Annotated in this window: 7 protein-coding genes and 1 pseudogene; 6 read left to right on the top strand and 2 right to left on the bottom strand. The window is 38.8% G+C overall.

The window, feature by feature from the left end:
• Positions 1-181 precede the first annotated feature (181 nt).
• The 4 genes and pseudogenes from ASF86_RS10525 to ASF86_RS10515 all read left to right on the top strand — a co-directional run bounded on the left by ASF86_RS10525 (position 182) and on the right by ASF86_RS10515 (position 2,934).
• Positions 182-577, top strand: a complete 396-nt coding sequence (locus tag ASF86_RS10525) for a DUF2007 domain-containing protein (RefSeq protein ID WP_056481873.1) — start codon at positions 182-184, stop codon at positions 575-577.
• Positions 578-698: 121 nt separating this feature from the next.
• Positions 699-1,049, top strand: a pseudogene (locus ASF86_RS19270) (GFA family protein).
• A gap of 20 nt (positions 1,050-1,069) precedes the next feature.
• Entirely contained in the window at positions 1,070-1,633 is a 564-nt protein-coding gene (locus ASF86_RS10520; RefSeq protein ID WP_056481870.1) for a DUF4256 domain-containing protein, read from the top strand.
• A 137-nt stretch (positions 1,634-1,770) separates the two neighbouring features.
• A complete protein-coding gene (locus ASF86_RS10515) occupies positions 1,771-2,934 on the top strand; it encodes an acyl-CoA dehydrogenase family protein (RefSeq protein ID WP_056481867.1) in 1,164 nt (387 codons plus the stop codon).
• 45 nt (positions 2,935-2,979) lie between these two features.
• Here the strand turns inward: ASF86_RS10515 and ASF86_RS10510 are convergent, their stop codons facing one another.
• Positions 2,980-3,480 carry a GNAT family N-acetyltransferase gene (locus tag ASF86_RS10510; RefSeq protein ID WP_056481864.1) on the bottom strand — a complete coding sequence of 167 codons (501 nt, stop codon included), beginning with the start codon at positions 3,478-3,480 and terminating at the stop codon, positions 2,980-2,982.
• Complete coding sequence (locus ASF86_RS10505) at positions 3,477-4,076, bottom strand: TetR/AcrR family transcriptional regulator (protein ID WP_056481861.1); 600 nt, start codon at positions 4,074-4,076, stop codon at positions 3,477-3,479. Before ASF86_RS10505 ends, ASF86_RS10510 begins: the two co-directional genes overlap by 4 nt.
• A 186-nt stretch (positions 4,077-4,262) precedes the next feature.
• On the opposite strand from ASF86_RS10505, the gene ASF86_RS10500 reads away from it, so the two are divergent.
• Positions 4,263-6,068 carry an acyclic terpene utilization AtuA family protein gene (locus ASF86_RS10500; protein ID WP_056481858.1) on the top strand — a complete coding sequence of 602 codons (1,806 nt, stop codon included), beginning with the start codon at positions 4,263-4,265 and terminating at the stop codon, positions 6,066-6,068.
• Between the two features lie 20 nt (positions 6,069-6,088).
• On the top strand, positions 6,089-7,000 hold the full coding sequence (locus ASF86_RS10495; protein ID WP_026057069.1) for an SDR family oxidoreductase: 912 nt from the start codon (positions 6,089-6,091) through the stop codon (positions 6,998-7,000).

Genomic DNA, 7,000 nt, shown 5'->3' with positions numbered 1-7,000 from the left:
CGCTGATGGTAGTGTGGGGTTTCCCATGTGAGAGTAAGTCATCGCCAGCTCATTATTCTAAACACCCTCAACTTTACAGTTGAGGGTGTTTTTTTATGGCTGGAAAAGGGGAGTAATGCTTTAACTGCCTAAAAATGATATTTTTAGCCCATAACTCCCTTCTATTTTTTGAAATATACCTATGCAATGGATATTGGTTAAAACGTTCTCTTTTCCTTATGAAGCTCAAATTGCAAAAACTCAGTTAGAAGCTTTTGGTATTCCCGTATATATTGAAAATGAACACACTATTAATATGGATTGGTTTTATTCCAATGCTTTAGGTGGAGTTCGTCTATTAGTTCCAGCAGACTATGTTGAGGAATCAAAGGCTCTTCTTGAGAAGGATTTTAGTGATGAGTTAGAGCAAAAATTTGGAAAGAATAAAGAATGTTGCCCTCATTGTAGAAGTCGAGATATAGAAGCTTATACAAAAGGGAAAAAATCAGCTTTTTTAGCTTTCATGTTCTTTGGTCTACCTTTATTCTCTTTTAAAAATGGTAATAGATGTAAGAGGTGTCAATATTTTTGGAATTAAGCATTATTTAAATTTATATGTTTGAGTGATGTAGAGAAAATAAATTCTACAAAATGATAAAAAATTGAACTATTAAGAAGAATATTATAAAAAATTAGAACAGGAAAAAGGAAAAATAGGTATGGAATATAAAGGAAGTTGTCATTGTGGTCAGGTTAAATTTATTGTGAAAGGTGAATTATTAGAGGCATTATCTTGTAACTGTTCAATCTGTCAAAAGAAAGGCTCCTTACTTTGATTCTTACCGAGTAGTCAAGTTACGGTTTCTTTTGAATCTTCAGATCTTTTAGAGAATTACACTTTTAACAAACATGTGATTAACCATTATTTCTGTAAAATTTGTGGTATTCATCCTTATGCTCAAGGTACAGATGCAAAGGGTAATGCTATCTTTGCTATTAATGTTCGATGCATAGATGACATGGATTTAGAAAAAATAAAAATAAATTATTTTGATGGGCGTTCAGCTTAATAAATATAAGGATTGATCCAATGGTAATTAAAAAGCAATTAGCTCCAAAGCAAATAGAAACACTGATTGAGCTACTAAAAAATAGATTTGAAAAAAATTCACATCGGCATAAAGGAATAGATTGGACTCATGTGCAAGCTAAACTAATTAAATCTCCTGACAAACTATGGTCATTGCAAGAAATGGAAAATACGGGAGGAGAGCCTGATGTGGTGGCTTATGACCAACAGAGTGATGAATATTTATTTATGGATTGCTCTCCTGAGACACCAAAAGGCCGTAGAAGTCTTTGTTATGATCGTGAAGCTTTAGAGTCTAGAAAAGATCACCCGCTTAAAAATAGTGCAATCGATATTGCTATAGAAATGGGAGTCGAACTTCTAACAGAAGAGCAATATCATCAATTACAAAAGTTAGGCGAGTTTGATCTTAAAACATCAAGTTGGCTTGCAACTCCAGATGAGATTCGCCAACTAGATGGAGCACTTTTTGCTGACCGTCGTTATGGCCGTGTTTTTGTTTATCATAATGGTGCACAATCGTATTACGCGGTTCGTGGATTTCGTTGCTGTTTAAGAGTATAGACTTTGCATTTTAATAAGAATAATTGGGTTTGATGTTTTATGCCAAGAAATTGGAGATTCTTGCAACTTTTGATTGATGCCAAACATGCCAAGATATGCCTTGGAATTAAATAAAAAACATTAGGATATCTCTAAAAATGCAATCCAACCCAATTTACTATAATGAACAACACATTGCTTTTGCTGATAATGTTCGTCGATTTGTACAAAAAGAAATGGCACCTTTTGTCAATGAATGGGATGAAGCCGAGACATTTCCAAGAGAACTATACAAGAAAGCTGCTGAGATTGGTTTATTAGGATTAGGTTTTTCTGAAGAATATGGCGGCATTCCAGATGCTGATCCATTCTATTCATTGCTGGCTGGTGTCGAAATGGCGAAGGCTGGCTCTGGTGGAGTACATATTTCATTGATGGTACATACCATTGGTGCACCGCCGATTCAGCATTTTGGTAGTGAAGAATTAAAGGCTAGAGTTCTCCCGAGTATTATTTGTGGTGAAAAAATTTCCGCCTTAGCCATTACTGAACCAAGTGGTGGGTCAGATGTTGCTGCACTTCAGACTAAGGCTGTGCGAGAGGGTGATTATTATATTGTTTCTGGTGAGAAAACCTTTATCACTTCAGGAATTCGCGCTGATTACTATACAGTTGCGGTGCGTACAGACCCGACTAAATCGGGTGCTGAAGGTATTTCGATGTTGCTGATTGATGCCCAGAGTGAAGGAATCACTAAAACACCTTTAAAGAAAATGGGGTGGTGGGCTTCAGATACAGCACATTTGCATTTTGACCAAGTTAAAGTGCCTGTATCAAATCTTTTAGGTAAAGAAAATGCTGGTTTTAAAGTAATTATGAATAACTTTAATATGGAGCGTTTTTTCTTAGGTGTGGTGGCTTATGGTTATGCGTTGGTGTGTTATGAAGAAGCTTTAGATTGGGCTCAGCAACGTAAAACATTTGGTAAGAGATTAATTGATCATCAAGTAGTTCGTCATAAGTTGGTGGATATGGCGACACAATTGACCTCAACACGGGCATTACTTGAAGAAACTGCATGGAAAATGACTCAACCAAAGTTGCAGGGGCCAGAGCTCGTAGCTCAAATTTCAATGCTTAAAAATGTTGCTACTCGCACTATGCAATTTTGTGCTGATGCAGCGGTACAAACATTGGGAGGCATGGGTTTTATGCGCGGAACTAAGTCTGAACGTATTTATCGTGAAGTTAAGGTGAATATGATTGGCGGCGGGGCTGAAGAAATCATGAAAGATTTGATTAGTAAGCAGTTGGGTTATTAATTTTTGATAAGGTGGTCATTGTGCCACCGCATCTCATTCATAAGTTTATTGAAATGATTCAATCCAGTCATAATTCAAAATCGCCCAACGTTCATGATCTTTCCACTCTTTTCCACCTACTCGAAGATATTGTCGAGAAAAGCCCTCTTTGATAAAACCTGCATTTGCAACCAGATGAATTGAAGCAATATTTTCAGGTTGTATATTTGCTTCTAATCTATGTAAGTTTAGTTTTTCGAATGCTTCACTAAGTAATAATTTCAGGCCTGCTTTCATATATCCAAGGCCTTGATAGGGATGAAATACTTCATAACCTAAGTAAGCCGAGTGAAAATAACCTCTGATAATATTAGAGATATTAAAAGTTCCTACAATTGTATGGTCTTTCTCTAAACAAACGAAATAACGATGTTCTTGTGCTAGGTAGTGTTGAAAGTCAGAGGGTGGATATGTCCACGGTTGATGTAATTGAACACTGCGCTCATAAGCTTCTTTAATTTCAGCCAAGTCATTTATTTGAGGTTTACGTAAATAGACTGAACTCATTTCAAAGCCATCTCCCAAACCATTTCGGTCACTTCATCAATTTTGACCTTTCCTTCAGGTTTATACCAAGTTACGGTCCATGAAATCGCTCCACCAACTAAACGTCGCCAAATAAAGGCATCATGCTTTATCTTGCCCTTTGTGCGTAACTTTTCAATAACATCTAACCAAATTTGCTCATATTCATTACGCATTTTCAAAAGGTAATCTTGTTTTTCTTTTGAAAGAGCAAACCATTCATAAACCAACACAGCCATGGCAGCACCTGTATCTCCAGTAATCGAGATGAGTTCTGCTTTAATCAGGGCACGTAGTTGTTGCTCTGGATCTGTAGATTGAGTTGCTGCATCTTCTAAACGGGCTAGGTTATAAATGATGGTTTGCTCCATCACATGGGCAAGGATGTCATCTTTACTTTTGAAGTGATGGAACAAACTCCCCGATTGAATACCAATAAATTGAGCTAGTTCACGGACAGTAGTTTTGTCATAGCCTTGCTTGTGAAATAGGTACGCGGCACCTTGTAATAAACGACCACGTGGGCTGTCATCAAAGCAAGAGATATTTGGAATCTGTTCAATTGAAGTAGCAATCATGCGTGCGGTTTGACCCTTTAAATAAAAATGAATACTGAAATTTTTTGCTAAATCTCACCATATTTCAGAATGATTATCGATTTTGGAAGATTTGGTCAACATCACAATAACATTTTGCTCTTTACAAACCAAGCGCTTGCTTGGTAATGTTGAGGCTAATTTTTAAATAGAACAACGAGAAATAAGATGGCAAGTAATCAACAGGATGATGAGCGTGTCGTAAAGATAGGTTGTGCCTCCGGATTTTGGGGGGATACCAATACTGCTGCTTTTCAATTGGTGCATTTAACCGATATTGATTATTTGGTTTTTGATTATTTGTCAGAAATTACGATGTCGATTATGGCAAAAGCGAAAATGGTAGAGCCGAAACATGGCTATGCCTTAGATTTTGTCAGCCGAGTGATGGCGCCTCTACTTAAAAAAATTGCAGAAAAAAAGATTAAAGTGATTAGTAATGCAGGTGGGGTAAATCCGCTTGCTTGTCGGGATGCTTTGCAAAAAATAATTAGTGAATATGGTTTAAATCTGAAAGTGGCTGTGGTCTTAGGCGATGATCTTTTAGCAAAGCAAGAACAGTTCAAACAACAAAATATTCAAGAAATGTTTAGTGGTGAGCCTTTACCAGATCAGGTGGCGAGCAGTAATGCTTATTTAGGTGCGGTGGCTATTCGTGATGCCTTGAATTTAGGTGCAGATATTGTGATTACGGGCCGTGTTGTAGATTCGGCTGTAGTGCTTGCTCCTTTGCTTCATGAATATCAGTGGTCGCTCGATGACTATGACAAGTTGGCGCAAGGATCATTGGCAGGACATGTAATTGAATGTGGTGCTCAATGTACAGGCGGTAATTTTACTGATTGGCGCTTAGTACAAGGCTTCGACAATATTGGTTTTCCTGTGGTTGAAGTCAGTGAGGACGGCTCATTTGTAGTCACTAAACCGCAAGGTACAGGTGGATTGGTTTCTACCGCAACAGTTGCAGAGCAAATCGTGTATGAAATTGGCAATCCACAAGCCTATTTATTACCAGATGTGATTGCTGATTTTAGCCAGGTGCACCTAGAACAAGTTGGTGAGCATCGAGTGCGTGTGACTGGTGCAACAGGGCAAGCACCTACAGCACAATATAAAGTGAGTGCAACTTATCCTGATGGCTATCGGGTTTTAGTCAGTTTTCTAATCGCAGGGCGTGAAGCACCACAAAAAGCGCAAGTCATTGCCGATGCCATTTTAACTAAATGTGAGCGTGTGTTGGCCATGCGTTCAGTACCTCCTTTTAGTGAAAAATCTGTTGAAATTTTAGGCATCGAAAGTACTTATGGCGCACATGCCCAAACATTAAATAGCCGCGAAGTAGTCGTCAAAATTGCTGTAAAGCACATCTTTAAAGAAGCTTGTATGTTCTTTGCATCTGAAATTGCACAGGCTTCAACAGGAATGGCTCCAGCTTTGGCTGGTATTGTTGGGGGGCGGCCTAAAGCATCTCCAGTGATTAAGTTATTTTCATTTTTAATTGATAAAAATCAGGTCAATGTGGAAGTTGATTTTGATGGGAAACGTTATCCTGTTGAAATTCCTGAAGGGTCTTCTACTCAACAATTAAATAACTTTGCAGCAGGTGAAAGTGCGGTTTATCAAGGGAATGAAATTGAAGTCCCTTTAATTGAAATTGCACATGCTCGTAGTGGTGATAAAGGCAATCATAGCAATATTGGGGTCATTGCGCGTAAAGCAGAATATTTACCTTGGATTCGTGCAGCACTCACAGAGCAAGCTGTTGCAAGCTATATGCAACACGTTTTGGATGCTGAAAAAGGACGAGTAATTCGTTATGAATTGCCGGGTTTAAAGGCATTGAATTTTATGTTGGAAAATGCCTTGGGTGGGGGCGGTGTTGCAAGCCTGCGTATTGACCCACAAGGCAAAGCATTTGCTCAACAATTATTGGATATGCCTGTAAAAGTTCCGGCAAATCTTTTAGAAAAATAAAATGAATGGATGAAACAAAGATGAGTTATCAATCAATTTTTAGACCTGATGCCTTTGCCAATAAAGTCATTATTGTGACCGGTGGCGGCTCAGGAATTGGTCGTTGTACTGCCCATGAGCTTGCCGCGTTAGGAGCCCAAGTCGTAATTACAGGACGCAAAATTGAAAAACTGGAAAAAGTAAGCCAAGAAATTACAGAGGATGGCGGACTCGTTCATTTTGTTGTGTGTGATAACCGAGAAGAAGAACAAGTTAAGAATATGATTGCTGAAGTGATTGAGAAGTTCGGCAAACTTGATGGTTTAGTTAATAACGCGGGCGGTCAGTTTCCTTCCGCATTAGAGAATATCTCTGCGAACGGCTTTGATGCAGTCGTGCGTAATAATCTGCATTCAACTTTCTATTTAATGCGTGAAGCTTATAACCAATGGATGGCAAAACATGGTGGCAGTATTGTCAACATGACTGCCGATATGTGGGGCGGCATGCCAGGAATGGGGCATTCAGGTGCTGCACGTTCGGGGGTTGATAACTTAACCAAAACAGCATCGGTCGAGTGGGGGAAATCTGGCGTTCGAGTGAATGCTGTAGCGCCGGGTTGGATTGTTTCATCAGGCATGGATAATTATAGTGGTGATTTTGCCAAGGTGATTATTCCAAGTCTTGCTGGCAATGTGCCTTTAAAGCGTATGGGAACCGAATCAGAAGTTTCATCGGCTATTTGCTATTTGTTATCTGATGCTGCGGCTTTTGTCTCTGGTGTGACTTTGCGTATTGATGGGGCAGCATCGCAGGGAACACGAATGTATCCGCTAGGCGATGCGACAAATAGCGAATCTTATAATGGTTTCCATCGTGCGTTTATCCCTGAAATTTTTAAAAAAGATAAGACTGAAAAAGCTGAGCAAAACAATAATTCAGGCTTGGAGTGA

Source organism: Acinetobacter sp. Leaf130 (genome assembly GCF_001423205.1).
GTDB classification, from domain to species: Bacteria; Pseudomonadota; Gammaproteobacteria; order Pseudomonadales; family Moraxellaceae; genus Acinetobacter; species Acinetobacter calcoaceticus.
This window is presented reverse-complemented; position numbering and strand designations above follow the sequence as displayed.

What these genes read in the sequence shown, in the direction of transcription:
- ASF86_RS10495 (WP_026057069.1), top strand. Translation starts at nt 6,089, where the DNA reads ATGAGTTATCAATCAATTTTTAGACCTGATGCCTTTGCCAATAAAGTC.
- ASF86_RS10510 (WP_056481864.1), bottom strand. Translation starts at nt 3,480, where the DNA reads ATGAGTTCAGTCTATTTACGTAAACCTCAAATAAATGACTTGGCTGAA.
- ASF86_RS10505 (WP_056481861.1), bottom strand. Translation starts at nt 4,076, where the DNA reads ATGATTGCTACTTCAATTGAACAGATTCCAAATATCTCTTGCTTTGAT.
- ASF86_RS10500 (WP_056481858.1), top strand. Translation starts at nt 4,263, where the DNA reads ATGGCAAGTAATCAACAGGATGATGAGCGTGTCGTAAAGATAGGTTGT.
- ASF86_RS10515 (WP_056481867.1), top strand. Translation starts at nt 1,771, where the DNA reads ATGCAATCCAACCCAATTTACTATAATGAACAACACATTGCTTTTGCT.
- ASF86_RS10525 (WP_056481873.1), top strand. Translation starts at nt 182, where the DNA reads ATGCAATGGATATTGGTTAAAACGTTCTCTTTTCCTTATGAAGCTCAA.
- ASF86_RS10520 (WP_056481870.1), top strand. Translation starts at nt 1,070, where the DNA reads ATGGTAATTAAAAAGCAATTAGCTCCAAAGCAAATAGAAACACTGATT.